Here is a 25,585-nt window from a genome sequence, read left to right on the forward strand (position 1 = left end):
ATCAGATGAAGATGGTTCCCCATCATGGTGTACTCGATGACCCCAGCCGCGAGGCTGGAGAGGAGGAGGACGCCTCCCGACCTCACTCGCTCGGCTTCTTGGTGAGATCCCGGAACGGGACCTCGCGGTCTTCACGGGTTTCACGCGGTAGACCGAGAACGCGCTCACCGATCCCGTTTCGGTGCACCTCGACGGTTCCACCGCCGATCAGGCCCTGGTAGCGATCGAGCATCTGGTTCTGCCAGAAACCGGCGCGGTAGGCGTCGGTGCCATCGAGCAAAGCGTCGGCGCCCAGGATCTCCAAGGCGACGTCGCTCCTGCGGGCCCGGCTTTCGGCCCATAGGATCTTCAGAACCGACCCATCGACGTCGGGGGCGTGGCCGTCGAGCACCGCTGTGCGGATCCGCTCGCCGAGCCATCCAAGGATCTGCTCCTCGATGTGCGCGGCCGCGACGGCGTCGCGGACCGGTGGCTCCTTGAGGCGTCCGCGTTCGCGCGCGAGTCGTACGAGGTCCTCGGCGCTGTCGCGGTTGGGGCCGCTGGTTCCGATCGAGACGGACTCGCTCGCGAGTACGAGTCGCGTCACGCCCCACCCCTGATCGATCCCTCCGACGATCTGGGAGAGCGGGACGCGGACGTCGGTGAAGAAGACCTCGTTGAAGTGCCGACTTCCGGTGATCGTCGGGAGGGGACGGACGTCGACGCCGGGACTCCTCATGTCCAGAAGCAGGAAGCTGATTCCGGCGTGCTTCGGTGCCTCGGGATTCGTGCGGGCGAGAAGGAAGCCCCACTCGCAGAACTGCGCGCTCGACGTCCAGAGTTTCTGGCCGTTCACGAGGAGTTCGTCCCCATCGACGACGGCGCTACAGCGAAGGCCTGCGAGATCACTTCCCGCCTCGGGTTCGCTGAAGAGCTGGCACCAGGCCTCGTCTCCCCGGAGGGCCGGGGCGAGGAATCGTGCCTGTTGCTCGCTGCTCCCGAAGGTGAGCAGCGCGGGGACGATGAGTGCGAGGCTGGCACCGACGAACCCGGCGGTGACCTGGTGCCGCGCGGCTTCCTCCTCGAAGAGGATGCGGTACGGGACCGAGAGCCCCCGGCCACCGACTTCGGTCGGAAGAGTGAGGGCGGCCCAGCCGCCGTCGTAGAGCGTACGCTGCCAGGCCCGGCAGTGCTCGAACCAAACGCGTTCGGCCTCTGGGGTGTGCTTCTGCCCGAAGCCAATCGCTTCGGCCTCGGCGCGCCACGCGAGGCCGTGCGCTTCGAGCCAGGCTCGCGCCTCCGCGCGAAACCTGGCCTCGTCCGTCGTGTCGGCGCGTCGAGTCACGGGTGGATTGTCTCCAACTCGAGCGCGACGCGCTCTCGGTGGAACGCCGGACTTCCGAGAAAGTCGGCATTGAATTGGGCCCGCCGGAGGTAGAGATGCGCGTCGACTTCCCAGGTGAACCCGCTGCCGCCGTGGATCTGAATGTTCTCGAATGCAGCGTCACGGTAGGCATCAGCTACGTAGCTCTTGGCGATACTCGCGACGAAGGGGGCTCGAGCTTCCCCGCGGACGAGGCTCGCGATGGCCTCGTCGGTTGCCGTGCGCGAACCTTCGAACAGGATCCAGAGATCCGCGAGCTTGTGTTTGATCGCCTGGAACGAGCCGATGGCGCGTCCGAACTGAGTACGCTCGCGGGCAAAGGCAACGGCGGCTTCGACGACAGCGCCGAAGCCGCCCACACTTTCGGCGCAAAGCACGGCCGCGGCCTCCGCGAGCGTCGCCGCGAGTGCGTCGCGCGCGCTCGGGTCGATCTCGATCGTGGGTGCTCGGTGGAAGTCCACCGTCGCGAGACGGCGGGTGCGGTCGAGGGTCTGGAGCCTGCGGCGCGTAACCTCGGGAGCGCTGGGATCGACCGCAACGAGTTGCAGCCGGCCTTCGGGCCCGCCGCGAACGATCACGAGGAGCCGGTCCGCCGAGTGCCCGTCCAGGACAAAGGTCTTCGTTCCCGTCACGGTGCCGCTCTCTTCGTCGCGTGTCATGCAGACCGCGTCGAGATCGAAGCTCCCGTGAGGCTCGACCCAAGCGAGCGTCGCTGTCGTGCCGCGCGCGATCTCAGACAGGAGCTCGTCTCTCGCGCGCCCCGCCGGCGCGTGGGTCACGGCGCGAGCGGTTAGGATTCCACTTGCGAAGTACGGAGTCGGCGTCAGTGCTCGGCCCAGCTCCTCGGCGACGATCGCAACCTCCGCAATGCCGAAGCCCTGGCCGCCGAGGTCCTCGGGGACGGCCAGGCCCGGCAGCGCCATCTCGTTGCACAGTTGCTCCCAGAGTTCCGCACTGAAGCCGTCGTCCGTTTCCATGCAGCTTCGGACCGCGGGTGGTGGAGCCTCCTTTGCGAGAAAACGACGCAGGGTGTTCCGGAACTCCCTCTGCTCGACCGTTAGGCCCGCGGCTTCGGTCGCTGTGAACGGTGAGCGGGACACTCAGACGTTCACGGCCGAGCCACCGGCGAAGGGAATGATCTGCCCCGTGATGAAGTTGCTGTTCTCGCTCGCGAGAAAGAGGGCAAGTTCTGCGCTCTCGCTGCCTTCTGCGAATCGCTCGGTGGGGCAGAGACTTTTCAGGAACGCCTGGAAGCCCTCGCCGTCGACCTTGTCCTCGGGGTAGTAGTCGGGGTTCTTCACGAAGTTCTGAGCGACCGCGTTGATCTGTACGTTGTGTGACGCCGCCTCGAGGCCGGCGTGCTGTAGGAATACGTGCTGGGCGCCCCGTGCGGAAGCGTAGGCCGAGACGGGACCGATCGGGCGGAGCGGCGTCGCGCTCGTGATCGCCACGATCTTCCCGGCGCGGCGTTCCATCATCTGCGGGAGGACGGCCCGCACGAGGCGCATGAGTGGGTGCACCATGCCGTCGAACGCACCAACCCAGGCTTCGTCCTGGATCTCGACGACAGGCTGGAGGTCGGCCGGTGTCGAGAGGTTTGCGATCAGGATGTCGACGTGGCCGGCTTCGAGAATGAGCGTGGCGGGTGCCGCGGCGTCGGTCAGATCGCGCTCGTCCGCGACGACATCCGCACCCTCCTCGCGAAAGAGCGTACAGATGGCCGGTCCCATGTAGTCGCCGGCGCACGTGACGACGGCTCGCTTGCCCGCAAGGCGCTCTCCCATGAGGGTGCGTCTACCACGAAGAGGGTGGGGGAGGGGAAGGGCGACGGCGAAGGATTAGGGCCGCAGGCCTTGAAGTAGTTTCTCGCTGCCCGGCTCGGGGACGATTCCGACCAGGACCGCGTGCGTGCCGAGCACATCGACGGAGACGTTCATCCGGTGGGCCTGCGAGTCCACCGTGATCGCCGCTTCGGCCTTCGCCTCCAGGGCGAGTTCATCGGTGCTAATCGGCGCGTCGGACGGCTCGGTCGGCAGGTACGAACTGAACGACGCCAGGCCGGACACGCCGCGGGCCGCATTCTCGAGCGCCGAGCGCTCCTCGCCGTTCTTCACCCAGCCGACCAGATAGGCGTGCCCGCCGAAGACGTAAGGGGAGATGGAAAGGGCGGTGACGGGATCCGCCTCGACGAGTGCCCTGCGCAGCGAGGTCCGCAGCATCTTGTCATGGACGAATGCGAGCGGCTGCTCGGGGTTTCGCGCCGCTTGAAGCATCCTCCGGTAGGGGAGAAATCCGATCGCCGGAGAGACGCCTGCGGTGAGCAGCATCGTGACCACCATGGCCCCACTCGCGATGATCCGTGTCCAATCGCTCGTCCTGCCGTGCCGCCCCCTCGAAGCCGTTCCGGCCCTGATAGCCGAGGTCGAGATACGGCTGGAGGGCTGAGCTCAGGGCCTCGAGCTCGGAGTTCTCGAGGATGACGAACCTGTACTCCCGATAGTGGGCAAGCTGTTCTTCGGTGGAGTCCATTCGCGGTTCGAGTTTACTCCCGCCGCGAGACGGATGTTACGGCGCTGCGCTAGAGGAGCCCGAGTGTGACTTCGCGGCGACGGGTTGTGATGGTTTCCGGAGACTCCGGTTCGAAGCGCTCATCCGGCTCGATCTTGAAGATCGGCTGGCCTTTGGCCACGACCGTCGCGTCCTGATCTACCATGAGGTTCTTCGTGATGGTTCCGGAGAACGGCACGGAGACCTTGTTGAACATCTTCATCACCTCGATGATGAAGAGCGGCTCACCGGCCTCGAAGTGATCTCCCACGTCGATGAGCTGAGGCATGTGCGGAGCCTCGCGCGCGTAGAAAGTGCCACCCATCGGCGTCACGATCTCATCGGCGCTTGCCTGCGGCGGCGGTGCCAGCGCCCGGAGATTCGGAACCATGGCTTCTTCGTCGAGGAATCGCTCCGGGAACACAGGGACGAGGTCGTCGCCGACGGTGATCTCGAGAAAGCCCGAGTGCGCCCCGATTCGAGGGATGAGGAGCATAAGATCGAGTCCGACCTGGAATCCGCGGTGGGCGGCGACAGCGCGCTTCCACAACTCGTCGTCACCTTCGGTCAGCTTCTTGGACGGCTTCTCCGAAAAGAGTTTCTCGAGCTCGGCCGCCGTCCGTGCGCCCGTGCGCTTCTCGACCTCGGCATAGAACGCGAGCGCCGAGTCCATGATGTCCTGATCGTGGTCCCAGATGCGCTCGGAGGGCGGCTTCGCGCCGACGTGCTCGAGGTCGAGGAATTGGTAGAGCCGTTCGAGGAAGTGCACTGGGTTGTCGACAAATCGGACTTCGCCATCGCCGTGGGCGAACAGGTCGCCGTCGTATCGGCCGAGGAAGCCTCCAAGGACGTGTGAGTTCTCGAGGAGCTTCGCAATCGGGCGCAGAAGCAGGGTTTGCTTCGTTGCCAGAATCTTGCGCGCCTCGGCATCGGGCTGCTTCTTCACCAGCTCTGCGACGGCGATGTCGAGATCCACGTCGTCGACGATCTTCTGCAGCGAGCCGACGGCGGCGAGGAAGGGCTGCATGAACCCGGTGGTCGGTTCGGCCATCACGCCCTTGCCGAGGAACCACTGCACCAGTCCGTAGTGCACCGGGAGGTTCGTCTGCAGGTCATCGCCTCGCAGGGAGGTGCGGCGAAGAACTTCGGCCATTCGTTCGTAGTTGTCGCGCCGGTTCGTGCCGTCGGTGAGGACGAGCGCGACGTTCGAGTCGTACGCACCGGCGAGCCGGTAGAAGATGAACGCGCCCGTGTCCGGGTTCCGCGTGCCGATCCCCTGATCGAAGCGGATCTCGCCGGCGATCGGCGGCGACCACGAGCGGATCATGCCGCCGGCGTGCGGCTGTAGTGCTTGGTTGGTCGCGTTGATGCGGACCTCGAGACCGGAGACGTTTCGCACCGTGCGTTCGGGCTTGGGCATGCGATCGCCATGTGACGCGAGCAGGCACATCGCTTCGATCAGGTCCTCGACGTAGTACGATTCCCCGGCATCGTCGGGATTCGTGAACTTCAGCCGGTAGGCGAGCTCGGTCACGACGTGCTCGACCTGGATCCGGGTGTTCATCTCCATGAAGAAGTGGTCGAAGCCCGAGATGATGCACTCGAAGGTGGAGACCGAGTTGAGGCCGGTGGCTTCACCGAAGCGCTCGCCCTCTTTCTCCATGCGATCGAGGCAGCCTTTGTCGCCCGTGAGGATCTCGACGGCCTTCTTCTGGCTCGCTGCGCTCGCGAGCGCGATCTCGGCATCGAGGAGTTCGGCCGTGAGCGAGACTTCCAACAGTTTCTGCTCGTGCATTTGCACCGAGCAATCGCGTCCGCCGAGGGCGACGCACCAGGAGCCGTTGCCGATGAGCTGGATCTCGTTGTGGCGGGTGCTCTCGATGTTGAGCTCGACCAGGAAGTTCCGATTCGAGCCGGGCTCGACGACCTTGGATTCGGCGAGCACATCCATCACGGCCGCATCGATCTCATCGGGCGACGAGACGACGCGCTGGCCCTTCCCGCCGCCGCCGCCGATGTGCTTGAAGCGGATGCGGTAGCCGGCGTGGCTCTCCCACATCTCGGCGCTGATCGTCGCGGCCATCGCCTGGAGTTCGGCAATTGTGACGAGCTCGACCGTCGCGCCGTAGGCCTCCTGGAGGAGGTTCTCGCCGTTCTCTTCGACCGTCTGGTCGCCGTCCCACTTGAAGGTGAGATTGTGCCTTTTCGCGAGCTTCTCGAGGCCGCCTTTGTCCTTCGCGGTCTTGGCGAGTGCGCGCGAGCTGATGTCGTCGACGCCCGGAATGATGGCGTTCCCGAGGCTGCGGGCGAGCTTCTTGGCTTCGTCCTTGGCGCCGGCTCGGCGCGCGACTTGGGAAGACGGACCTACGAAGCCGAGTCCGGCCTTCTCGATGGCCTCGATGAACTCGGCGTCCTCGGCCATGAATCCGTAGCCGGCGAAGAGGTGCGTGTATCCGCGGCTCTTTGCGATTTCGATGATCTCATCGATGCGCTCGAGCTTCTCTTCTTGGCCGCTGCCCATGTAGTCCGCGACCCGATGGACATTGGAAGGGAAGCGAAGGCTGCGGAGTTCCGGGGCAAGGCAGCGCGCGTACGTGACCGAGTCTTTCTCGGAAAGCAGCATGCCGTACTCGCCGACACCGATCCGGTCGAAGACCTCGAAGGCTTCCTGACGGACCGGGCCGCGGCAGACGACGAGGATCTTCATCTCCGCGAGGGAGAACGAATCGATCCAGCTGGAACCGGCGTTGCCGGGGGCGATGGGTTCGAGCTTTCGATCCAACACGTGCAGGCTCCCTTTACTCGAACTCGCGCTGCGGGCCGCTCATCGCCGTGGGCGTGTACGTCCTCATGAGAAAATCCAGGTTCTTCGCCAGCACCCGGCGGCTCGTGCCCGGCATGACGATTCGCGAGATGGAGCCGAGGGACAGCGCTTCCTTCGGGTTCATCAATTCGCGTTCGTAACGATTGGTTAGTTCGGCCAGCGCGGCGTCGCGTTCGGCGGCCGCCTCCTCCTGGGAGGCGCCGCCCGCGACGGCCTTCTTGTAGGCGGCTTCCGCGGCGCGCATCTCGTTCTTGTAGACAAATTCCTTGCCGCCGCCGGGCCCCATGACCGCGACGCGTGCATGCGGCATGGTGAAGACGGTGTTAGCGCCGACGAAGTGGGAGTTGTAGCTCGCGTACGCGCCGCCGAACGCGTTGCGAATGATCAACGTCATCGACGGGGTGCGGAGGTCGATGATCGAGTCCAGGAACTTCCGACCCTCGAGGACGATGCCGCGGGATTCCTGCTCACTGCCGGGCAGGAAGCCCGTCGTATCCTCGAGAAAGATCATCGGGATGTTGTAGACGTTGCAGAACCGGATGAATCGGGTGCCCTTCCGTGCGGCGTGGACGTCGATCTGGCCGGACGAGACGTGCGAGTTGTTGGCCACGAACCCGACGACGTGGCCACCAATACGGCCGAACGCGGTGACGAGGTTGCGCGCGCGAGCCTCCTGCAGCTCAAAGTACTCGCCGTGATCGCAGATCTGCTGCATGAACAGCGTGATGTCGAGCGGAGCGTTCATGCCCGCGGGCGAGTTGAACGTCTTCCGGAAGAGGATGTCCTCTTCGACCGTGAAGCGATCGATGGGGTCGGAGGTCGGCGCGAAGGGTGCGGCGGTGTGATTGTTGTCGGGCAGGTAACCGAGGAGTCGGATCGCCGTTCGGAGCGAGCCCAGCTCGTCGTTCGTCGTGACGTCGCAGACACCGTTCATTCCGTGGATGCCCGGTCCGCCGAGGTCCTCGGCGGAGACGTCTTCTCCCAGAGCGCTCTTCACGACGCCGGGACCGGTCAGCCCGATGAAGGTATCTTCGCACTGGATCATGAACGATCCCTGGCGAGGCAGGTAGGAGCCGCCGCCGGCGTTGTAGCCGAACATGAGACTGATGCTCGGCACGACGCCGCTGATCCGGCGTAGCGCAGTGAACGCTTCGCTGTAGCCGTCGAGCCCGCCGACGCCTGCGGGAACGAACGCGCCCGCGGAGTCGTTCATGCCGATCAGCGGAATGCCGCGCTCACCGGCCATGTAGATGAGGCGAGCGAGCTTCGCGCCGTTCGTCGCGTCCATCGAGCCGGCGCGCAGAGTGAAGTCGTGTCCGTAGACGGCGACGTCGCGGCCGCCGATGTCGAGGATGCCGCAGACCAGCGAGGCGCCGTCGAGGTTCGGGCCCCAGTTCTGCCAGAACAGGTTCGGTTCTTTCTCGGTCAGCACTTTGATGCGCTCGAAGACCGTCATCCGGTCCTTGGAGTGCTGAACGCGGATGCGGGCGAGGCCGCCGCCGTCCATGGGCTTGTCGAGGAGCTCCTGCCCGAGGCTGAGGGCCGCGTCGTACACCGTGCCTCCCGTGTGGACGGGACCCGTGGGGGCAGGGGGCGGCGCGAAGGGATTGTCCAGCGAATAGGTCGGGTTTGTGGCTTCCATGGGTCTCCGATCGGTTCGAGCCCCTCCCTTTAACAAAAGATGCGGGGAAGCCATCCGAATCCGGACCGGCTCTGTAAGCATCTGAAACTACAGGGAATTCGGACGTCTTTTCATCTCTGGCCGGTGGTGCGAAGGTCGCCCGATGGCATCCCATGAATTCATCGAGGTCGACGAGGCCGCCCCGGGGGTCTGTCGGATCACCCTCAGCCGCCCCGAGAAGCGCAACGCCATCAACAACGCGATGCGCGGCGAGCTCCTCGCCGCTCTGCAGGCGGCGGATCGAGACGACGCGGTCCGGGTCTCGATCCTGCGTGGGGCGGGGACCTGCTTCTCGTCGGGCTACGACATCAAGTCGGACCTGGGTGCGGACCAGCCGTACTTCACCGCCGACGTCGGCATGCAATGGGCGCGGCATGTGGCGGAGGGCTGGATGTCGTTGTGGGATCTGGCGAAGCCGGTCATCGCGCAAGTCCATGGCTACGCTCTCGCGGGCGGGTTGGAACTCGTGGGCGCGTGCGATCTCGCGTACGCCGCCCGTGATGCGCGCTTTGCCCACCCGGTCCTTCGTGTCGCCGGAGTCCCGGACTTCGCGTGGTTTCCGGTCGCCATGGCCCCGCGGCACGCGATGGAGCTGCACGTGGCCGGGCGCGAGTACGACGGCGACGAGGCCGAGCGGGTCGGCATGATCAACCAGGCGTTCCCGCCCGAAGAGCTCGAAGCGCGGGTTCTCCAGATTGCGCAACGAATTACCGAGGTTCCGCCGGCGGTGGTGACGGTGAACAAGCGACTCGTTCACTCCGCCGTCGAGGCGCGCGGCGGTCGGAGCGTGATCCGCACCGCGGCGGACCTCCAGGCGGGGCCGCACATGCAGGCGCTCGGCCAGATGAGCGGCGCCGCTCTCAGCGATCAGGTGAAGAAGGCATAGGGCGAGCGGCGCTTGACCGCACTTCGGCGACCGCACTAGCACTTGGAGTGATGTCGGATGAGCGCCATCGGCACTTTCGGTTGAGATACCCAATTCCCGTTCGACCCCCGATCGAGATCGACGGAAACGTGTTCTCGGTAGTCAATCTCTCCGAGAGGGGCCTCAGGTTTCACGCGAGTCGGAGCACGTACCTGGCGACGGGGACGAACGTCGCCAGGAGGATCAGGTCCTCGACCTGGTGCCTGCCGTACCGGTGTTCGCCGCAGAGGTTCTGCGGACGGCTGCCGGGGAACCCGTCGCGGCGAGGGTTCTCCTCACTCGGCGCCCGGCGCTCGCCTTCGATCGCATCGACTTCGCGCTCTTCGAACCGGTCGAGATCGCGTACGAGTTTCTCCCGCGACTGGGGCAGACGTCCGACGCGAAGCTCGTCCTGTCTCCGTGAGTCGCGGGCAGCAGGTCAGTCGACCGCGCCCTGGTTCACGCGAACCTTCTTTACCGAGGCTCGCACCACGGGGATCTCGTCGTCGGCCAGTGCCGGTAGGACCGTCTTGCGCTCGAGCGCCGCTCGGACGTAGGGCTCGAGTTCCTCGGCTTTCGCTCGTTCCCGCGCGCCACGATCCGCGGCGAACGGTCCCATGAGCTTGGAGGCGAAGAGTTCCAGCGATTCGCAGATGTGCTCGTGTCGGTTCCGGCCCGCTTGCTGCATGAAGATGATCTGATCGACTCCCGCCTCGCGGTACTCCGTCAGATGGGCGCGCATATCGTCGGGCGTCCCAATGCCGGCGCCGTCATACCCGGCGGCTGAGGCGGCCTCGATGAGATCCTCCGTGCGATTGCCGCGGAGGCGTTTGAAATCCTCCCACAGCGTCGTTCGTCCGGGCACGGAGTCCGCGGTGACGAGGTTCGAGAGTGCGTACCCGAAGAACTCGAAGCCCTCTCGTCCCCGCCGAATCGCTTCGGCCCGATCGTGGTGGATCGAGAAGCTCGACACCATGGCGATGTTGGCGTTCACGGTGTGGCCGATGGGAACACATTCGTCGGACTTGATGATCGAGTAGTAGACGTCGACCCAGGCCTTGGCCTCCTGGGGGTCTACGAACGAGAACGCGAGTGCGCCGAGGCCGAGGCGCGCCGCCACTTTGATCGTGTCGCGGTTCGTGCACGCCATCCACATCGGTGGGTGGGGCTTCTGGAGCGGCTTCGGCAGCACGTTGCGGCAGGGCATCGAGAAGTGCTCGCCCTCGAAGCCGGGGTACGGCTCCATCACCATCATGTTCGCAATCTGCTCGGCCGCCTCGAGGCTCATCGCTCGCTTCTTCTTCGCGGGGATCCCGAAGCCGCCGAGTTCGAGGCGTGTTGCGCCCTCGCCGATGCCGAACTGCGCGCGGCCGTTCGAGACGAGGTCGAGAGTCGCGATGCCCTCAGCGCTGCGCGCCGGGTGGTTGTAGTTGGGGATCACCTGGCGGATGCCGTGGCCGAGTCGAATTCGCTCGGTCCGACCGGCGGCGCAGGCGAGGAATACTTCGGGCGAGGAGCAATGCGAGTACTCGTCGAGGAAGTGGTGCTCCACCGCCCACGCGTAGTCGAACCCGAGTCGGTCGGCGAGGGCGACCTGATCGAGGGCCTCATGAAAGAGACGGTGTTCATCGCCCTCGCGCCAGGGCTTGGGTAGCTGAAGTTCGTAAAACACGCCGAATCGCATTGGATCGCCTCCGAGTCAGAATCCTATCCGGACAGGATTCTGGGAAACTACGCTCCGGATCGAACTTCGCCAACCTAAACGGTCGGGTCTCGGTGGAATGCCGCCCGCGCGGTGCAACGAGAAGAGACGAGCCGCGTTGCCGCGAGCCGTTGATCCTCTCGGCTGCCGTATTGAGGCAGGGAATCTTCTGATAGCACTCGGTCCCCGTCGAGAGGGCGTCGAAGATGTACTCGACGTTGAAGTTGCCGGGCGGCCCGAGTGCGCACAGGCCGGAGGGCTCTCCATTCGTGCCCTGGTTTGGTGTTGCCAGGTACTGCGTGTAGGCAGCCGTGCAGCCGGTGATGGTCGAAGCATCGGTTGCGCCCGCCGTCGGGACGGCCGTGGTGCTCACAGGGAAGCGGACAATGTCGAGGTTCTCGATTCGTGGGTTCGGGGTCGTCTAGACGAAGTCGTAGTGCGGGAGTGAGTTCGAGAAAACGTAGGCCCAGGTCGAGTCACATTGTGCTTTGACGCACGGGTCCGGCTCCGGGCCGTCGTTGTCGATCTTGTTCGAGTCCTCGAGCTTCTGGCAGGAGTGGCGCCTTCATGCGCTTGTCGAGGTAGACCCGCGTTGCTTTCCCAGCGTACGTGATCTGGCACTTTCAGACGTCGGTCTTGTCGCCCTCGACCGGCGGTGCGGAGCCGTACGCGGTGTCGGCGGCGCCGGTTGCTGCGCTGGTGGCGCGGCAGGCGAGGCAGTTCGCCACGCCGTCGTAGGTCGAGATGCTGGGGACGGTCACATCGCACGGAGCCGGGCAGCTCGCGTACCCGGCTGCTCCCGGGGAAGATGCCGCTGTGCACGCAGAGGTCGTCTTGCTGAGGCGCGACGCGGCGGCCTTGGTGATTTTAGTGGAGCCCTTCGCCGGGAAGCAGGCGATCGGTCGGATCGTTGCAATCGACGCCGGCGGCGATGTCGTCCGGCAGACTCAGGGGCGCGGGGCGGAGAACCGGCGATCACTCAAGAAGCGGACGTCGGTGAGGCTTTCGAGGAAGTCGAGAAGGTCGGCCTTCTCCTCTTTCGTCAGGACGAATCCGACGATGAACTCGCTTCGTAGAGGGCTGTCGGAGCCACGGCCGGCATTCGGGCCCGTTGTGAGGGTGCGCCCGCCGCCGGAATAGTGATCGATCACCTCCTCCAGCGTGGTGATGCTGCCGTCGTGCATGTAGGGGCTGGTGACCGCGACGTTGCGCAGGGTCGGTGCCTTGAACTGACCCATGTGGTCGGGCTTGGCGGTGATCCGGTGAAGGCCCGTGTCCTCCGCCGGGTATCCGCCGCGACCGTCCACGTTGTAGAGGCCGGTGTTGTGGAAGCCGAGCCCGGTGCGCGGTGTGCGGTCGTGATCGACGCTATCGCTGAAGTTGAATCCGCCGTGGCAGTGGAAGCACGCCAGGCGTTCGGAGAAGAAGAGGTCCATCCCGCGAATGGCGCCGGGGGTGAGTGCGGTTTCGTCACCCTGCACGTAGCGGTCGTACGGCGCATCCCCGGAGATGAGCATGCGTTCGAAGCTCGCGATGGCGTCGAGGATTCGACGGATCTGCACGGGATCGTCGTCATCGGGGAAGGCCTCGCGGAATCGCGTCACGGTTTCCGGGTCGGACCGGAGTCGAGCGAGCATTTCCGTGTCGTGCCCGCCCAGCCCCATCTCCGTGGGCCGCTCGCTGAACAGGGCCATCCGCGCCTGCTCCTCGAGTGAATTCAGGTGAGGATGCGACCAGGTGAGCCTCGAGCTGTACGCGACGTTCGCGAGCGACATCGCGTTTCGCGTATGCACTTCGCCCGTCGCGCCGATGGCGCGGGGGCGGCCGTCTGTGAAGGCCAGTCGCTGCACGTGGCAGGTGCCGCAGCTCGTCTCGCCGTTCACCGAGAGGCGTTCGTCGTAGAAGAGGTGACGTCCCAGCTCGACCTTCTGCGGCGTGAGCGCGTTTTCGGGGGGGACGCTCGGCACGGGGAAGTGCTCGGGGTGCCACGGGGGAGGGGGGCGGCGCTCGCAGGCGCTGAGGGCCACTGTGAGAAGCACGAGGCCTCCGAAGACGATCGCGCGCGAGGTCCCGGGGCGGGGCGTGTGAGAGGTAAGGCGTTGGATCATGGAAGTCGGCCTACCTCCCGCTGCGCCTCTAGGAGATCGGCGCGCGTAAAGTGGAAGCTGGAGAGCGCGAGTCCGGCGGCGCCGTAGAACGCGGCCGGGAACCACGAGTACATCCAGACCAGCCACCACTTGACCGTCTCCGTTTGTTCGACGCCCGGTTCGTAGCCGACGTGTTCGAGAACCTGGAGCGCTACGAAGCCGGTAATGGCGGCGCCGAGCTTCGTCGCGAAGGCCCAGATCGCGAAGTAGGAGCCCTCTCTGCGTCGGCCGGTGCGCGCCTCGTCCCAATCGATGATGTCGGCGACCATGGCCGGCGGCAGCGACAATGTGTTCCCGAACGCGGCACCGCCGATCATGAGGATCACGGAAAAGTACAAGACGGACCCATCGGTGAGCTGCGTGCACGCGAGGCTCGTCGTGCTCGCCATCACGATCGCGATCGTCCACGTGTTGCGCTTCCCGAGCACGGCCGCGACCCGGTTCCAGAACGGAAGCGAGAGCACTCCACTCGAGAAGTACAGTAGGAGGTAATACGACCAGGTGGGCATCCACCCCGGAACCGCGGCCGTCCACCAATGCGGTGTTCCGATGACGTAGATCGAGATGTAGATGACGAGAACCGCGGGCACGGCGCCCGCCACAGCCGAAAGGGAGAACGCGAGCAGGAGCGGTCGGAAGTGTGGGTTTTTCAGGGTCGCGAGCCAGCCGGCGTATGGGTTCATCGGAGCACGGCCCTGGAATTCGGGGCGTTCGTGGCACGCGATTGCGGACACGATCAGGGTGATCGCGGTTCCCGCTCCGAGGATCGCTCCCATGAAGGAATAGCCCACCAGCCCGCCGTAGACGTGGATGAGGTAGGCGGGGGAGATCGTCGCGAGCAGCAGTCCGGCGAGAGCGCACGCCTCGCGGACGGTGATGAGCTTCACGCGCTCCTGGTAGTCGTCGGTCAGTTCGGCGCCGAGGCTGAAGTAGGGCACGGCCCCGATCGTCCAGAAGAGATACGTGAGGATGTACAGCGTCAGCATGTACGCGAGCATCCGGACCTGGCCCCCTTCGCCGTCGGTCACTGCCGGCGGCGTGAAGAGGAAGTAGAACGCCACCGCGAGGGGGATGGCCGTCCCGAGAAAGTACGGCCGGCGTCTGCCGAACCGGGTGTGGGTGCGGTCGGACAAGTACCCCATGAGGGGATCCGTCACGCTGTCGAACACCTTCGCGAACAGAAGCGACCAGGCGACGAGGCCGGCGGACAGCCCGACGTAGTCGGTGTAGAAGAACTGCAGGTTGACAGTGATCACGAGCCCGAGCAGCGCGAACGCGAAATTGCCTGAGCCGTAGGCCACCATCGACGCGATGGAGAGCCCCGCGCGGCGAACGGAGGTGGCTGGGTCGAGCGATGGGGGCACCATGTGCGCGAACCCTACCGTCAGCGGAGGGCGGGCGGAAGAACCTCGCGGATGGTTCGTTCGCCCAAACGAATCGGGGGCACGGTCGACGATGTCGTCCGTGCCCCCGTTTCTCCGGCAAGGTCAGAGACCCAACGCTATCTTCCTCCGCCCACGAGGAGAGATTCGTGCGGCGCCGTGGACATGGGGTTCATGGATTGTCGCCGAGGGGCGGCAAGGGATGAGCCCCACGTCCACGGTGGTGAACTAGTTCATCTTCACCCGCCAGCCCTTCTTGTTGGGCTGCCAGGTGGCCGAACGCTCGAAGGCCTCGTTGCCGACAACGACCTGGACCGCTATTGCGGCCTCGTTTTTCAGGCCGGCAAGCGGTGTCCCGATCGAGTTGGGTTGCCAAAAGGCGTTGTCCAGGATGAAGAGCACCTCGGCCGGGTAGTCGGGCGGAATCTGGGGGAGGGTATTGCCCGTTGCGATTCCGTTGTTGATGTCGACGCAGGGCGCCTCGCGGTTCGGAGGCCTGCTGTCGCTCTGGATGTTGAACGTGCCGGCGCAGCCGACGTTCCGGGGCTCATAACTGGGTGGGACATTCCGGGAATATCCAAGCGTTCGATCGAAACAATGTGCGTGCCGCCTATTTCGAAATACAAACATTCGAAACTAGGGATTGGCTTCGCGTCAGGAAGGATCACTGGCCGAACGTCAAGTGGCGCGACGATGCGTCAGCGGAGGCTCGTCTGTCTACTCTTGAGGCAGATCGTGCGGAGTGCCTGGGAGCCGTGCCAGGAAAGCGTGCAGGTCCGGGGCAAGCGGCGCCTTGATATCGAGCACGCGGCCGGTCGTTGGGTGCGGGAGGTTGAGGCGGCGCGCGTGCAAGAATAATCGAGGGAGCCCGTACAAATCTCGAAGACGTTGGTTGATGCGTCCCTTGCCGTACCGCGTGTCACCGATGATCTGGTGCGCAAGGTGCGCGAGATGTCGTCGGATCTGATGGCGCCTGCCCGTGTGAAGCCGGACTTCGAGAAGGGAGCAGCGACTCATCTCTGCGAGCCGACGGAACTCGGTCCACGCTTCTTGGGGCCGTCCCGCCTCGGAATGCAGAGGGCGCCGGCTCTCGAACGCTTCCTCGGTCGAGCCGCGCACCAGGGCAAGGTACGTCTTCCTCGTCTCGGGCCCAGTGATGCAGGCCTGCGCCGCCGCAGCCGCTTCCTTGTCGAGGGCGAAGAGAACGACGCCGGATGCGGCACGGTCCAGGCGGTGGACCGGGTAGATGTACGCCCCGATCTGGTCGCGCACGAGCTGGAGGAGGGCGGTGGAATCACTCGCCTCGGCGCTGCGGTGGACGAGGAGCCCCCCGGGCTTGTCGACCGCAACGAAGCGGTCGTCGCGATACAGGACCGGGATCAATTACCTGGAGGTGACCAGCGGCCAGATCTCTCCGCCATGGTCGCCCTGAACGGCATCCCCGAGCTCTTCGGCCCATTCGTCGGCGAGCCCGAACTCGGCGCGCCACGCCCACAGTCGTCGGGTCGAAAAGTGAAGCGAATGCTCGTAGGTGAAGCCGATCGCCCCGTGGACCTGGTGGGCGATTCGGGGGCCTAGCTCGGCGGCGTCGCCGACGACGACCTTGGCGCAGGCGATCTCGAACGCGGGGTCTCCGGCGGTCCCGACCCGCCCTTGGATCCCCGCGTGCGCTTCGGTCGCCGCGCGGAACGCGATCTCGGTAGCGGTAGTCGCCTCCGCGACCTGGCCGGCGAGGCGGGCGAGCTCCTGCTGGATGATTTGGAAGTTTCCGATGGGTCGCCCGAACTGTACGCGCTCGGTGGCGTAGAGCACGGACTGGTCGAGGATGCGCTCGAGGGCGCCAGTCATCTGTCCGGCGCGAAGCAGGGCTCCGTAAGTACGAACCGTGTTCGCCGCGAGATCGCACGGCCCGAGGACCGGCGCTTGGTTACCGAGGGTAAGGGTGTCGCGCGGATCGAGGGCCAGGTTGTGCCCCTCGGTGACCGCGAGCCCGGAGCGCGGGAGGCACGCGACTCGGGCGACGCCTTCGCCGCCGGCGACGAGGCCGACCAAGTGACCGGCGGCGCGTCCCCACGGTACGCGTTCGAGCTGCGCGCCGACCTCGGCTTGGAAGGGTACCGGTACGAGGCCGAGCGGACCGCTCGGGATCTCGAGTCCGCTGCGCTCGAGCAGCCACGTTGCCAGAATCGTCTCGACGAGCGGCAGGGGAACGGAGTGACGTCCCGCAGCTCGCGCGATCTCGAAGACGTCGAGCCAGTCCCCGTCTGCGCCGCCGTTGTCGGCTCGAAGCAGCGCGCGCGTGAGGCCCGTCTCTTCGACGGCGTCCCACAGATGGTTAGGCCAGGAGCCGCTCTCGGCCTCGGCAAGGCTCTCGGCATCGATGGAATCGGCGAAGAGACGTTCGACGGTCTCCGCGATCATGCTGCGAGCTTCACTCATCGCAGCCCGAGCCCCCGCGCGATGATGCCCCGGAGAACCTCGCGGGTACCACCGCGAAGGGAGAAGGAGGGGGCGTTCTGCATGAGATGGGCGAGGAGCTGCTGGGTGGCTTCGGCGCCGTCGTCCGTTCGCGGTTCCTCACCGAGGAGCCGCTGGACGATGCCGGGTAGGTCTTGCTCGAACACTCCACCCAGGTCCTTGGTGACGGCGGCCTCGAGTGCCGGGTTCTCTCCGCGGTCGAGCAGTCCGGCGAGACTCAGGGTCATTTGGCGCAAGGTTGAGAGGTGCGCGACTTGCCGTCCGATGGTGGTGCGTGCGGCCGGCCCGGCGTCGTCGCCGAGATGTCGCGCGATCTCCGCGAGAAGGGGTTGGCAGGAGAGATAGCGCTCGGGCCCGCTGCGCTCGTAAGCGAGCTCGGCCATGACCTGGCTCCAGCCCTCGCCTTCGTCTCCGATGAGGGCGTCGTCGCTCACGAGCGCGTCTTCGAACGTGACCTCGCAAAAGTGGTCGTTGCCGGCGAGGTCGCGGATGGGTCGAATGGTGATCCCGTCGCGCCCGTCGAGGGGGACGAGGAACTGTGAGAGCCCTTGGTGCTTCTTCTCGGCGACCGTCGTTCGAACGAGCGCGATCATGTAGTGGCAGTGCGCGGCGCCGGACGTCCAGAGTTTTGTGCCGTTGATGCGCCAGCCGTCGCTGGTACGCTCGGCGCGGGTGCGCACCGAGGCCAGGTCGGAACCCGAGTCGGGCTCGCTCATACCGATGCAGAAGAAGGTTTCGCCTCGGCAGATTCGGGGGAGGATTTCGTTCCGCTGCTCCTCGGTCCCGTACTTCATGAGGAGCGGCCCACTCTGTCGATCGGCAATCCAGTGCGCCGCGACCGGCGCCCCAGCGGCGAGCATTTCTTCGAGCATGACGTAGCGCTCGAAGCTGCTGCGTTCTCCGCCGCCGTACTGCTTCGGCCACGTCATGCCGATCCAGCCCCGCTCACCCATCTTGCGGCTGAACGCGGGATCGCTGCCCATCCAGGTATAGGCCCGGCGCCACGTTGGGAAGTCGGCGAGATGCTCGGCGAGGAACGCACGGATCTCTCCGCGCAACGCGGTGGTTTCGGCGGGCAGACGACAGGGGTCGAGGCGGAAGCGCGACACGGATCTTGCGATACTGGCGGGTCTCCGCGGTTGCAACGTGCCGGCCAAGGGGCGAGAACCCGCTTCGGAGGGCAGAAATGAAGATTGCCGTGACGATCGGGGGACCCGCCTCGGGCCGAGGCGACTGGGAGGAACAGGTGGAGTACGCGGTCGAAGCCGAGAAGCTCGGCGTCGACTCGATCTGGTCCGCCGAAGCATGGGGCATGGACGCCGTTACGACGCTCGCGTTCCTCGCCGCGCGTACGCGCTCCGTCGCTCTCGGGACGGGGATCATGCAGATCAGCGCCCGTGCGCCCGCGATGACGGCGATGACCGCGCTCACCATGGCCGCGATCTCAAAGGATCGGTTTCGCCTCGGGTTGGGGGCGAGTGGTCCCCAGGTCGTGGAGGGGCTGCATGGGCAATCGTTCGCGGATCCGGTGGGGCGAATGCGCGAGACGATCGAGATTGCACGCCTTGCCTTCGCCGGTGAGAAGCTGGCGCATCCGGGGAAGCACCACCTGCTGCCTCGGCCGGGTGGGGAGGGGAAAGCGCTGCGGCTCTCGCAGCCGGCCAATCCGGCGATTCCAATCTATCTCGCGACGCTCTCGCCGAAAGCCCTGCGCCTCACGGGCGAGCTCGCAGACGGCTGGCTCGGCACGTCGTTCATCCCCACGCAGGCCGACGCGCACCTCGCGCACATCGCCGCGGGGGCCGCGGCGGCGGGGCGATCGCTCGCCGACCTCGACATCGGCGCATCAGCGACGGCGGCCGTGACGGACGACCCCGCGAAGGTCATCGCGGCGATGAAGCCGCAAGTGGCGTTCGTCTTGGGCGCGATGGGCTCCCCAAAGACGAATTTTTACAACGCGGCGTTTCGCCGCGCGGGCTACGAGGACGCCGCAGTAGAAGTGCAGAAGCTGTGGGTCGACGGCAAGCGCGCCGAAGCGGTCGATCGGGTGCCGGACGAGATGGTTCACGCCGGCAACCTGATCGGTGATGCTGCGATGATTCGTTCCCGAGTGCAGGTCTATCGCGATGCGGGCGTGAACACGCTGATGGCGGCTCCCTCCGGCCGGAGTCTCGAGGAGCGCCTTTCGACCCTGGGCGCCGTCGTCGACATCATCCGGGGGTAGGCCGAGGCGCGGCCTACTAGCGGGGCTAGGCCTCGTGGAGATGCTGACGGCCATTGTATAGGAAAGCAGCAGCTGGGCTCGCGTGGACTTTATTCGCCGATGGCCCGCAGGAGGTAGGTCATGGGATACGATCTCGTAGTTCGCGGTGGTCGCGTGGTGGACGGAACAGGGATGCCGGGCTTCTCTGCCGACGTGGCGGTACAGGATGGCCGGATCGCGCGCATCGGTCGGATCGACGAGTCGGGAACACGGGAGATCGACGCCGCGGGGTGTGTCGTCGCGCCGGGCTTCATCGACGTACACACGCACTACGACGTGCAGCTCGATTGGGATCCGCTCGCCTCTCCGTCGTGTTGGCATGGCGTTACGTCCGTTCTCACAGGGAATTGTGGGTTCACGCTGGCGCCGGCGAAGCCGGAGGATGTCTCCTGGCTGGCTGCGATGTTGTCGCGGGTCGAGGGTATGTCGAAGCAGGCGCTCGCCGAGGGCTTCCAGTTTGCCGGCGGGAGCTTCGGTGAGTTCTGGGGTCGCCTCGAGGGACGGCTCGGTGTGAACGCCGGCGGGTACGTCGGCCATAGCGCTGTTCGCAGGTGGGTCCTCGGTGACGATGCCTCCGAACGGACTGCGACCGACGACGAGATCGAGCAGATGAAGGAGCTCGTCCGGGCTGCGATGCGGGAGGGGGCCATCGGGTTTTCGACCTCGCAGATCGACATCCACGTGGGGGATGACGGGCGCGAGGTGCCTTCGAACCACGCCACCCCCGAAGAGATCCTCGCCCTCGCGTCGGTCCTCTCCGAGTTCGACCACGGCGCGATCGAGATCATTCCGCGCAGCTTCGCCGAGGGGTACGACGAAAAAGACCGAGCGTTGCTGCTGGGCCTGTACCGGGTGTCGGGGAAGCCGGTCGAGCTCAACATCCTCACGCCGACGCCGCAGCATCCGATGGGCTGGCAGAACATGTTGGAGTTCTGCAACGAGGCGTTCGCGCAAGGTGCGCGGCTCCATCCCCAGTTCACGACGAACCGGTTGGAGCTCCACCTGAAGATCGCCGACACATTCGTGTTCGACGAAATGCCGGTTTGGCGCGAGATCCTGACCACCGCGGAGCCGGAGCGTTCCCGCCGCCTTGCGGACCCGGACTGGCGGAGCCGCATGCAAGCCGAGTGGGACGACGACGATGCGCGGGCCGTGGCGTTCGATCTCGGAGATCTCGAGATCGAGCACGTGCGCGACGAGGCGAATCGCGGCCTGGTCGGTCGCTCCGTGGGAGAGGTCGCCGAAGAGCGCGGCACGGAGAAGTTGGCGACGTTTCTCGACCTCGCCCTCCTCGAAGATCTTCAGATGAGCTTCCGCACGCGTTCACCGGAGATCGCGAAGGAGTTCATTGGCCACATCGTCGAGAGCGGGCTCAAGGACCCCATCGTGATGGCTGGCTCCAGCGATGGGGGAGCCCATCTCGCGTCGTTCACCGGCGCCGACTACTCGACGCGTCTTCTCACGGAGTGGGTGCCGAAGACTCTTTCGTTGGAGCAGGCGATCTGGCGACTCACGGGGATGCCGGCCACCGTGCACGGTCTGCGGGACCGGGGATTCCTGCGGACCGGCGCGTGGGCCGACATCGTCGTCTACGACCCGGCCCGGCTCGCGTGCGGCGAGGCTCACCTCGTGCGCGATTTCCCTGCGGAGACCGAGCGCTACGTCGTGAAGGCCGAGGGCTACGTCGCCACAGTCGTGAACGGCGAGATCGTCATGCAAGAGGGCGAGCCGACGGGCGCCCTTCCCGGGCATTTCATTCGGGGCGCCTGAACGGGGGTGCAGTTGGGGCCTGACCGGTTCCGGGTCGGGTTCCTATTCCTCGTCGACCTTCCAGTCGGGCTTCCTCTTCGCAGCGAACGCGCGGGGGCCCTCGGCGGAGTCGGGGTGCGACCAGTGGAGGTAGATCTCCCGCCACCCGCGCTCGAGCGCATCGTTTAGCCCCTGGTCGAGTGACTGCCACAACGCCCGCTTGCTCGCTGCAATCGTGGCGGGGGAGAAGCCGGCGATCGTGTCGGCCAGCTCGCGCGCGCGCGCCATGAGACCCGGTCCGGGCACGACTTCGCTGACGAGCCCGAGTTCGAGGGCTCGCTTCGTGTTCATCCGCTCGGTGCCCGACAGGAGCATCATGCGCATGACCTCGCCGAACGGAACCTTCCGCGCGAGGCCGATCGTCTCCAGAGCGAAGACTTGGCCGATCTTCACGTGGGTGTCGAAGAAGGTCGCGTGTTCCGCGGCCAGGATGAGATCGCCGTCTGCGATGAAGTGGAGGCCGGCGCCGAGGCACATGCCGTTGATGGCGACGATCACCGGCTTGTCGAAGCCGTCGTGCAGACAGTCGGTTGGCGAGCCGCGGTAGTAGGGGCCCTTCGTGGAGCCGCCGATGGTCCCGCTCTCGGTGGTGTCCTTCATGTCGGCACCCGCGCAGAAGACCTTCTCGCCGGCGCCGGTCAGGATGACGACGCGTACTTCGGTGTCCCCGGCGGCCAGGGCGAAGGCTGCGGGGATCTCGGTGTGGAGGAGGTTCTGGTTCAGCGCGTTCATGCGCTCGGGGCGGTCCAGCGTGATCGTGAGGATGTGTCCGTCCTTCTCGTAGCGAAGATCCTTAAATTCCATTGGGCCTCCTCGGGTGCGTTTCTAGATAGCAGGGTCGGGGCGCCGCGACGAAGGCTCCGTGCTATTGAATGATGCGAGGAATGGCGGGCCAGAGCTACAGCATTATCGGGACCGGGGCGCTCGGGGGATACTACGGCGCTCGTCTGGCGCACGCCGGCCGCACGGTCCGATTTCTGGTGAACCGCGACTACGAGCACGTGCGGCGACATGGCTTGCGAGTCGATTCGATCCACGGAGACTTCTCGCTCGCCGAGCCGGAGGTCTATGCCCTTCCCGAGGGCATGCCCGCGAGCGACGTCGTTGTCGTCGGTTTGAAGACGACGCGGAACTCGCTTCTCCCGACGCTTCTACCGCCGGCGACGAGCCGAGATGCGCTGGTTCTCAGCATGCAGAATGGCCTCGGCATCGAGGCGGACGTCGCGAAGGCGGTTCCGGGGCGCACGATTATCGGTGGCCTCGCGTTCTTGTGTTCCAACAAGGTGGGCGCCGGACACGTGAAGCACTTGGACTACGGGGACGTCCGCCTGGCCGAATACCGCGCGGACGGGCAACCCGCCGGAATCACGCCCGCAGTGCGTGCGGTTGCCGAGGATTTCCGAGCGGCTGGTGTCGGGGTCGCCCTCGAGGCCGATCTCGATACCGCGCGCTGGAAGAAGCTCGTCTGGAACGTGCCCTATAACGGGCTCTGCGTCGTTCGGAACGTAACCACCGACGTCGTGATGGCCGACCCGAAAACGCGGGAGCGGGTTGAGCACATCATGCTCGAGGTGCTGGCGATCGCGGCCGCCCGCGGCCACCCCATTCCCACGGACTTCGTACGAACGATGCTCGATTTCACGGCGAAGATGGCACCTTACGATCCCAGCATGAAGCTCGACTACGAGGGTGGTCGGCCGCTCGAGATCGAGGCGCTCTACGCGCGGCCGCTGCGCGCGGCACGGGACGCGGGAGTCTCCTGTCCGCTCACCCTGGAGTTGTACGAGCAGCTTCTGCAGTTGGACCCGGCGGTTCGCGGCTCAGTCTGAGGGATCCGGCCACAGGGACAACGCGGCGCCGCCGAGGAAGCTCGCCTGAGCGGCGTCGTCGAGGCGCGAGCAGGCATGTCGGGCGAAAGCGACCATCTCTGCGTAGGAGCGATCGTGCGTTTGGGGGTAGTCGGATCCCCAGAGAAGTCGACCGGGGCCGAAGATGGTGTGCAGATGGTCGACGAAGTCGCGCACGTCGTCGCCGCTCCGTTCGATTGCCCCCAGGAGATGCGTCGAGACTTTGAGGTGCAGGTTCGGATGCCGGGTGAGCGCGCACAGCGTCGTCGCGCCCTGGAAGGGGGGGCCCCCTCGGAGATCCGGGAACCCGCAGTGATCGAGGGCGACCTTCGCTCGGGGATGTGCGGCGAGCAGGTTCTCGAGCTTCGGCATCTGGTTGGAGAGTAGGGTCGCCACGATCGGGATCCCGAGCTGGGTTGCAACGTCGATCACGGCGACTCCGGGAGCCTCGTCGAGCCATGTGGATTCTGGATGCGTGATCGTGAACAGGCGTACGCCCCGAGCTCCGTGGTCGACGACGAGCCGCTCGAGCGTCTTGGGGGCGGTCGGATCCAAGGGGTCTACGATGCAGACCGATCCGAGCCTGGGGGAATGCTCGCTCGCGGCATCGAGGCAGTACGAATTGTCGTAGGAGTACGCGCCCATGGCTTGGACGGCGACGGTCCGATCAATGCCGGCGGCATCGCCCGCCGCGATCAGATCCTCGGCCGACACCGCATGGGTGTCGAACCAGCGGGCGGGTGCGCCGTCTCCCTGAGGCAGGCCGTAGGGCCGCAATGGATACCGCTCCCGATCGGGCGAGACGATGTGCGTATGGGTATCGACGATCAACGCTCCTAGCGGTACGAGGAGAAGGAAGTGGGATCAACCATTGGCGCTGGAGTCTGAATGAACGAATCGAATCGAGCGGTGATCCGGGCCGAGGTCCGGAAGCAGGCAACGGGCCCCGGCGGTCTCTGTGAACTCGTCCGTGAGCCGGTCCTCGGCTGCGAACTGGAGGTGTTCAAGACGCGAAAGCGTTCTCTGCGCGAGTTGCTCGCGGCCTCCGGCGACCGTGAGGGCGTCGAGTATCTCGTCGACCACGAGCGTCGGATCACGTACCCGGAGCACGTGCGGTTGGTCGCATCGGTCGCTGCGGCGCTGCGGGACGAGTACGATGTGCAGAAGGGGGACCGCGTCGCGATCCTCGCCGCGAATTGCGCGGCCTGGCCGATCGCCTTCTGGGCGACGGTGAGTCTCGGTGGGGTCGTCGCGGCGCTGAACGGCTGGTGGACGGCCGATGAGATCGAGTACGGCCTCTCGGACAGTGCTCCGAAGCTGCTCATCGGCGACCGGAAGCGGCTCGCCCGTCTCGAAGGGACGGGCATCGACGTGCCTACGTTGGAGATCGAGAGCGGCTTCGCCGCGCTTGAGAACTTTGCGGTGGACGCCTCCTTGCCGGACGTCGAGCTCGCGGAGGACGACCCGGCGACGATTCTCTACACGAGCGGGACGACAGGTCGGCCGAAGGGTGCCGTTGGAAGCCACCGTGGGCTCATCGGATTCGCCGACGGCGCCCGTGCTTCGGCGACGTTGAAATTTCTGATCGAGTTGGCCGAGCAGGGAGACGACGCTCCGGCGGCTGCGGAGCGTCCGCAGACCGTCTCTCTTGCCGCCGCCCCGATGTTCCATCTCTCGGGCCTCTACGGTTCGATCGTGCTGCAACTCGTGTTCGCCGGGAAGCTCGTGATTCGAAGTGGTCGATTCGACGCCGGCGAAATCTTGGCGCTCATGGAGCGCGAGCGAATCACGCAGTTCACCGCGCTCGGAGCGATGGGACACCGCGTGAGCAGTCATCCGGACCTGCTTACGCGAGACCTGTCGAGTGTGACGAACGTCGGCTTCGGCGGGGCGCCGGCGAGCCCGGCTCTCCAGGAGAAGATGCGAAAGGCCTTCCCGACAGCCGGGCAGAATCTCGGGATCGGGTACGGTTCGAGCGAGACGGTGGCGATCGTCGCGTCGTTCAACGGAAAGGACTACCACGAGCATCCGGAGGCGACGGGCTATATCGCGCTTGGGCAGGAAGTCGAGATTCGCGACGAAGACGGGATCGTTCTCCCGCGGGGGCAGCAGGGGAAGATCTTCGTTCGCAGCGCTTGGGCGATGCTCGAGTACTGGCGCAACCCGGAAGCGACCGCGAAAACGATCGGGCCGGATCGGTTCCTCGACACCGGGGACATCGGTCGCGTGGACGAGGACGGCCTCGTCTACATCAACTCACGGGCGCGAGACATGATCTTGCGGAACGCCGAGAACGTCTATCCGGTTGAGATCGAGTACCGGCTCGACAAGCACGCTTTGGTTCGCGAGTCGGCGGTGTACGGTGTCGAGCACGAGGAGTGGGGGCAGGCCGTGCACGCGGTTGTCGTTCCGGAGGAGGGCCCAGCCCCGTCGCCCGCGGCGCTCGCTGCGTGGTGCGCGGAGACTCTGGCTCCGTACAAGGTGCCGACGAGCTGGCAGGTCCGCCCCGAGCCGCTTCCGCGAAACCCGGCCGGCAAGGTGTTGAAGAACGTGCTCCGGGGCGGCGCGGCGAACGTTCTGACTGAGGACGAAGTGTAACCGCCGTCGGCGGTGCACTCGTCGCCGCGATCACCGGCCG

The 25,585-nt window shown here is 65.9% G+C and carries 22 protein-coding genes; 6 read left to right on the forward strand and 16 right to left on the reverse strand.

Annotation, left to right across the window (positions count from 1 at the left end; genetic code table 11):
- Window positions 1-82: 82 nt before the first annotated feature.
- The 6 genes from P8R42_29130 to P8R42_29155 form a co-directional block, all read right to left on the reverse strand.
- Window positions 83-1,324 (reverse strand): acyl-CoA dehydrogenase family protein, encoded by a 1,242-nt coding sequence (locus tag P8R42_29130; protein ID MDG2308662.1) that lies wholly within the window; start codon window positions 1,322-1,324, stop codon window positions 83-85.
- Complete coding sequence (locus P8R42_29135) at window positions 1,321-2,463, reverse strand: acyl-CoA/acyl-ACP dehydrogenase (protein MDG2308663.1); 1,143 nt, start codon at window positions 2,461-2,463, stop codon at window positions 1,321-1,323. Before P8R42_29135 ends, P8R42_29130 begins: the two co-directional genes overlap by 4 nt.
- A complete protein-coding gene (locus tag P8R42_29140; GenBank protein ID MDG2308664.1) occupies window positions 2,464-3,147 on the reverse strand; it encodes an SDR family oxidoreductase in 684 nt (227 codons plus the stop codon). It lies immediately after the preceding gene.
- A gap of 54 nt (window positions 3,148-3,201) precedes the next feature.
- On the reverse strand, window positions 3,202-3,702 hold the full coding sequence (locus P8R42_29145; protein MDG2308665.1) for a BON domain-containing protein: 501 nt from the start codon (window positions 3,700-3,702) through the stop codon (window positions 3,202-3,204).
- Window positions 3,703-3,941: 239 nt separating this feature from the next.
- Window positions 3,942-6,617: a biotin carboxylase N-terminal domain-containing protein gene (locus tag P8R42_29150; GenBank protein ID MDG2308666.1), complete on the reverse strand. Its 2,676-nt coding sequence runs from the start codon at window positions 6,615-6,617 to the stop codon at window positions 3,942-3,944.
- Window positions 6,618-6,708: 91 nt separating this feature from the next.
- Window positions 6,709-8,241 (reverse strand): carboxyl transferase domain-containing protein, encoded by a 1,533-nt coding sequence (locus P8R42_29155; GenBank protein ID MDG2308667.1) that lies wholly within the window; start codon window positions 8,239-8,241, stop codon window positions 6,709-6,711.
- Between the two features lie 277 nt (window positions 8,242-8,518).
- Between P8R42_29155 and P8R42_29160 the strand changes: the two genes are divergently transcribed.
- Both P8R42_29160 and P8R42_29165 read left to right on the forward strand, forming a co-directional pair.
- On the forward strand, window positions 8,519-9,301 hold the full coding sequence (locus P8R42_29160) for an enoyl-CoA hydratase-related protein (GenBank protein ID MDG2308668.1): 783 nt from the start codon (window positions 8,519-8,521) through the stop codon (window positions 9,299-9,301).
- Between the two features lie 238 nt (window positions 9,302-9,539).
- Window positions 9,540-9,743, forward strand: a complete 204-nt coding sequence (locus tag P8R42_29165) for a hypothetical protein (GenBank protein ID MDG2308669.1) — start codon at window positions 9,540-9,542, stop codon at window positions 9,741-9,743.
- Between the two features lie 15 nt (window positions 9,744-9,758).
- On the opposite strand, the gene P8R42_29170 is transcribed toward P8R42_29165, so the two are convergent.
- The 8 genes from P8R42_29170 to P8R42_29205 all read right to left on the reverse strand — a co-directional run bounded on the left by P8R42_29170 (window position 9,759) and on the right by P8R42_29205 (window position 18,137).
- Complete coding sequence (locus P8R42_29170) at window positions 9,759-11,003, reverse strand: LLM class flavin-dependent oxidoreductase (GenBank protein ID MDG2308670.1); 1,245 nt, start codon at window positions 11,001-11,003, stop codon at window positions 9,759-9,761.
- Window positions 11,004-11,644: 641 nt separating this feature from the next.
- Window positions 11,645-11,782 (reverse strand): hypothetical protein, encoded by a 138-nt coding sequence (locus P8R42_29175; GenBank protein MDG2308671.1) that lies wholly within the window; start codon window positions 11,780-11,782, stop codon window positions 11,645-11,647.
- Between the two features lie 186 nt (window positions 11,783-11,968).
- The gene (locus P8R42_29180) at window positions 11,969-13,129 is read right to left on the reverse strand and encodes a di-heme enzyme (GenBank protein MDG2308672.1); all 1,161 of its coding nucleotides are present in this window, start codon (window positions 13,127-13,129) and stop codon (window positions 11,969-11,971) included.
- Complete coding sequence (locus tag P8R42_29185) at window positions 13,126-14,535, reverse strand: MFS transporter (protein MDG2308673.1); 1,410 nt, start codon at window positions 14,533-14,535, stop codon at window positions 13,126-13,128. The genes P8R42_29180 and P8R42_29185 overlap by 4 nt, the downstream gene beginning before the upstream one ends.
- 243 nt (window positions 14,536-14,778) lie before the next feature.
- Window positions 14,779-15,180, reverse strand: coding sequence for a hypothetical protein (locus P8R42_29190; GenBank protein ID MDG2308674.1), 402 nt, complete (start codon window positions 15,178-15,180; stop codon window positions 14,779-14,781).
- Between the two features lie 87 nt (window positions 15,181-15,267).
- Window positions 15,268-15,933, reverse strand: coding sequence for a pseudouridine synthase (locus tag P8R42_29195; GenBank protein MDG2308675.1), 666 nt, complete (start codon window positions 15,931-15,933; stop codon window positions 15,268-15,270).
- Window positions 15,934-16,989, reverse strand: a complete 1,056-nt coding sequence (locus P8R42_29200; protein ID MDG2308676.1) for an acyl-CoA dehydrogenase — start codon at window positions 16,987-16,989, stop codon at window positions 15,934-15,936.
- A complete protein-coding gene (locus P8R42_29205; protein MDG2308677.1) occupies window positions 16,986-18,137 on the reverse strand; it encodes an acyl-CoA dehydrogenase family protein in 1,152 nt (383 codons plus the stop codon). The genes P8R42_29200 and P8R42_29205 overlap by 4 nt, the downstream gene beginning before the upstream one ends.
- Window positions 18,138-18,214: 77 nt before the next feature.
- On the opposite strand from P8R42_29205, the gene P8R42_29210 reads away from it, so the two are divergent.
- Together P8R42_29210 and P8R42_29215 are read left to right on the forward strand one after the other, a co-directional pair.
- Complete coding sequence (locus P8R42_29210; protein ID MDG2308678.1) at window positions 18,215-19,252, forward strand: LLM class flavin-dependent oxidoreductase; 1,038 nt, start codon at window positions 18,215-18,217, stop codon at window positions 19,250-19,252.
- Window positions 19,253-19,372: 120 nt separating this feature from the next.
- On the forward strand, window positions 19,373-21,061 hold the full coding sequence (locus tag P8R42_29215; GenBank protein ID MDG2308679.1) for an amidohydrolase family protein: 1,689 nt from the start codon (window positions 19,373-19,375) through the stop codon (window positions 21,059-21,061).
- A 42-nt stretch (window positions 21,062-21,103) separates the two neighbouring features.
- Here P8R42_29215 and P8R42_29220 read toward each other — a convergent pair whose 3' ends face one another.
- The gene (locus tag P8R42_29220) at window positions 21,104-21,904 is read right to left on the reverse strand and encodes an enoyl-CoA hydratase-related protein (GenBank protein MDG2308680.1); all 801 of its coding nucleotides are present in this window, start codon (window positions 21,902-21,904) and stop codon (window positions 21,104-21,106) included.
- Window positions 21,905-21,984: 80 nt separating this feature from the next.
- Between P8R42_29220 and P8R42_29225 the strand changes: the two genes are divergently transcribed.
- The gene (locus tag P8R42_29225) at window positions 21,985-22,929 is read left to right on the forward strand and encodes a putative 2-dehydropantoate 2-reductase (protein ID MDG2308681.1); all 945 of its coding nucleotides are present in this window, start codon (window positions 21,985-21,987) and stop codon (window positions 22,927-22,929) included.
- Here P8R42_29225 and P8R42_29230 read toward each other — a convergent pair.
- Window positions 22,921-23,778, reverse strand: a complete 858-nt coding sequence (locus P8R42_29230) for an amidohydrolase family protein (GenBank protein ID MDG2308682.1) — start codon at window positions 23,776-23,778, stop codon at window positions 22,921-22,923. The two genes, P8R42_29225 and P8R42_29230, sit on opposite strands and share 9 nt — an antisense overlap.
- 57 nt (window positions 23,779-23,835) lie before the next feature.
- Here P8R42_29230 and P8R42_29235 point away from each other — a divergent pair, with 57 nt between their 5' ends.
- Window positions 23,836-25,545 (forward strand): class I adenylate-forming enzyme family protein, encoded by a 1,710-nt coding sequence (locus P8R42_29235; protein ID MDG2308683.1) that lies wholly within the window; start codon window positions 23,836-23,838, stop codon window positions 25,543-25,545.
- Window positions 25,546-25,585: the final 40 nt, after the last annotated feature.

Source organism: Candidatus Binatia bacterium, from assembly GCA_029243485.1.
GTDB lineage: Bacteria > Desulfobacterota > Binatia > UBA12015 > UBA12015 > VGTG01.

Coding starts and splice junctions, on each gene's coding strand:
- P8R42_29140 (MDG2308664.1), bottom strand. CDS start 3,147: ATGGGAGAGCGCCTTGCGGGCAAGCGAGCCGTCGTCACGTGCGCCGGC.
- P8R42_29145 (MDG2308665.1), bottom strand. CDS start 3,702: ATGGTGGTCACGATGCTGCTCACCGCAGGCGTCTCTCCGGCGATCGGA.
- P8R42_29150 (MDG2308666.1), bottom strand. CDS start 6,617: ATGAAGATCCTCGTCGTCTGCCGCGGCCCGGTCCGTCAGGAAGCCTTC.
- P8R42_29155 (MDG2308667.1), bottom strand. CDS start 8,241: ATGGACGGCGGCGGCCTCGCCCGCATCCGCGTTCAGCACTCCAAGGAC.
- P8R42_29160 (MDG2308668.1), top strand. CDS start 8,519: ATGGCATCCCATGAATTCATCGAGGTCGACGAGGCCGCCCCGGGGGTC.
- P8R42_29170 (MDG2308670.1), bottom strand. CDS start 11,003: ATGCGATTCGGCGTGTTTTACGAACTTCAGCTACCCAAGCCCTGGCGC.
- P8R42_29180 (MDG2308672.1), bottom strand. CDS start 13,129: ATGATCCAACGCCTTACCTCTCACACGCCCCGCCCCGGGACCTCGCGC.
- P8R42_29185 (MDG2308673.1), bottom strand. CDS start 14,535: ATGGTGCCCCCATCGCTCGACCCAGCCACCTCCGTTCGCCGCGCGGGG.
- P8R42_29190 (MDG2308674.1), bottom strand. CDS start 15,180: ATGTTTGTATTTCGAAATAGGCGGCACGCACATTGTTTCGATCGAACG.
- P8R42_29200 (MDG2308676.1), bottom strand. CDS start 16,989: ATGAGTGAAGCTCGCAGCATGATCGCGGAGACCGTCGAACGTCTCTTC.
- P8R42_29210 (MDG2308678.1), top strand. CDS start 18,215: ATGAAGATTGCCGTGACGATCGGGGGACCCGCCTCGGGCCGAGGCGAC.
- P8R42_29215 (MDG2308679.1), top strand. CDS start 19,373: ATGGGATACGATCTCGTAGTTCGCGGTGGTCGCGTGGTGGACGGAACA.
- P8R42_29220 (MDG2308680.1), bottom strand. CDS start 21,904: ATGGAATTTAAGGATCTTCGCTACGAGAAGGACGGACACATCCTCACG.
- P8R42_29225 (MDG2308681.1), top strand. CDS start 21,985: ATGGCGGGCCAGAGCTACAGCATTATCGGGACCGGGGCGCTCGGGGGA.
- P8R42_29235 (MDG2308683.1), top strand. CDS start 23,836: ATGAACGAATCGAATCGAGCGGTGATCCGGGCCGAGGTCCGGAAGCAG.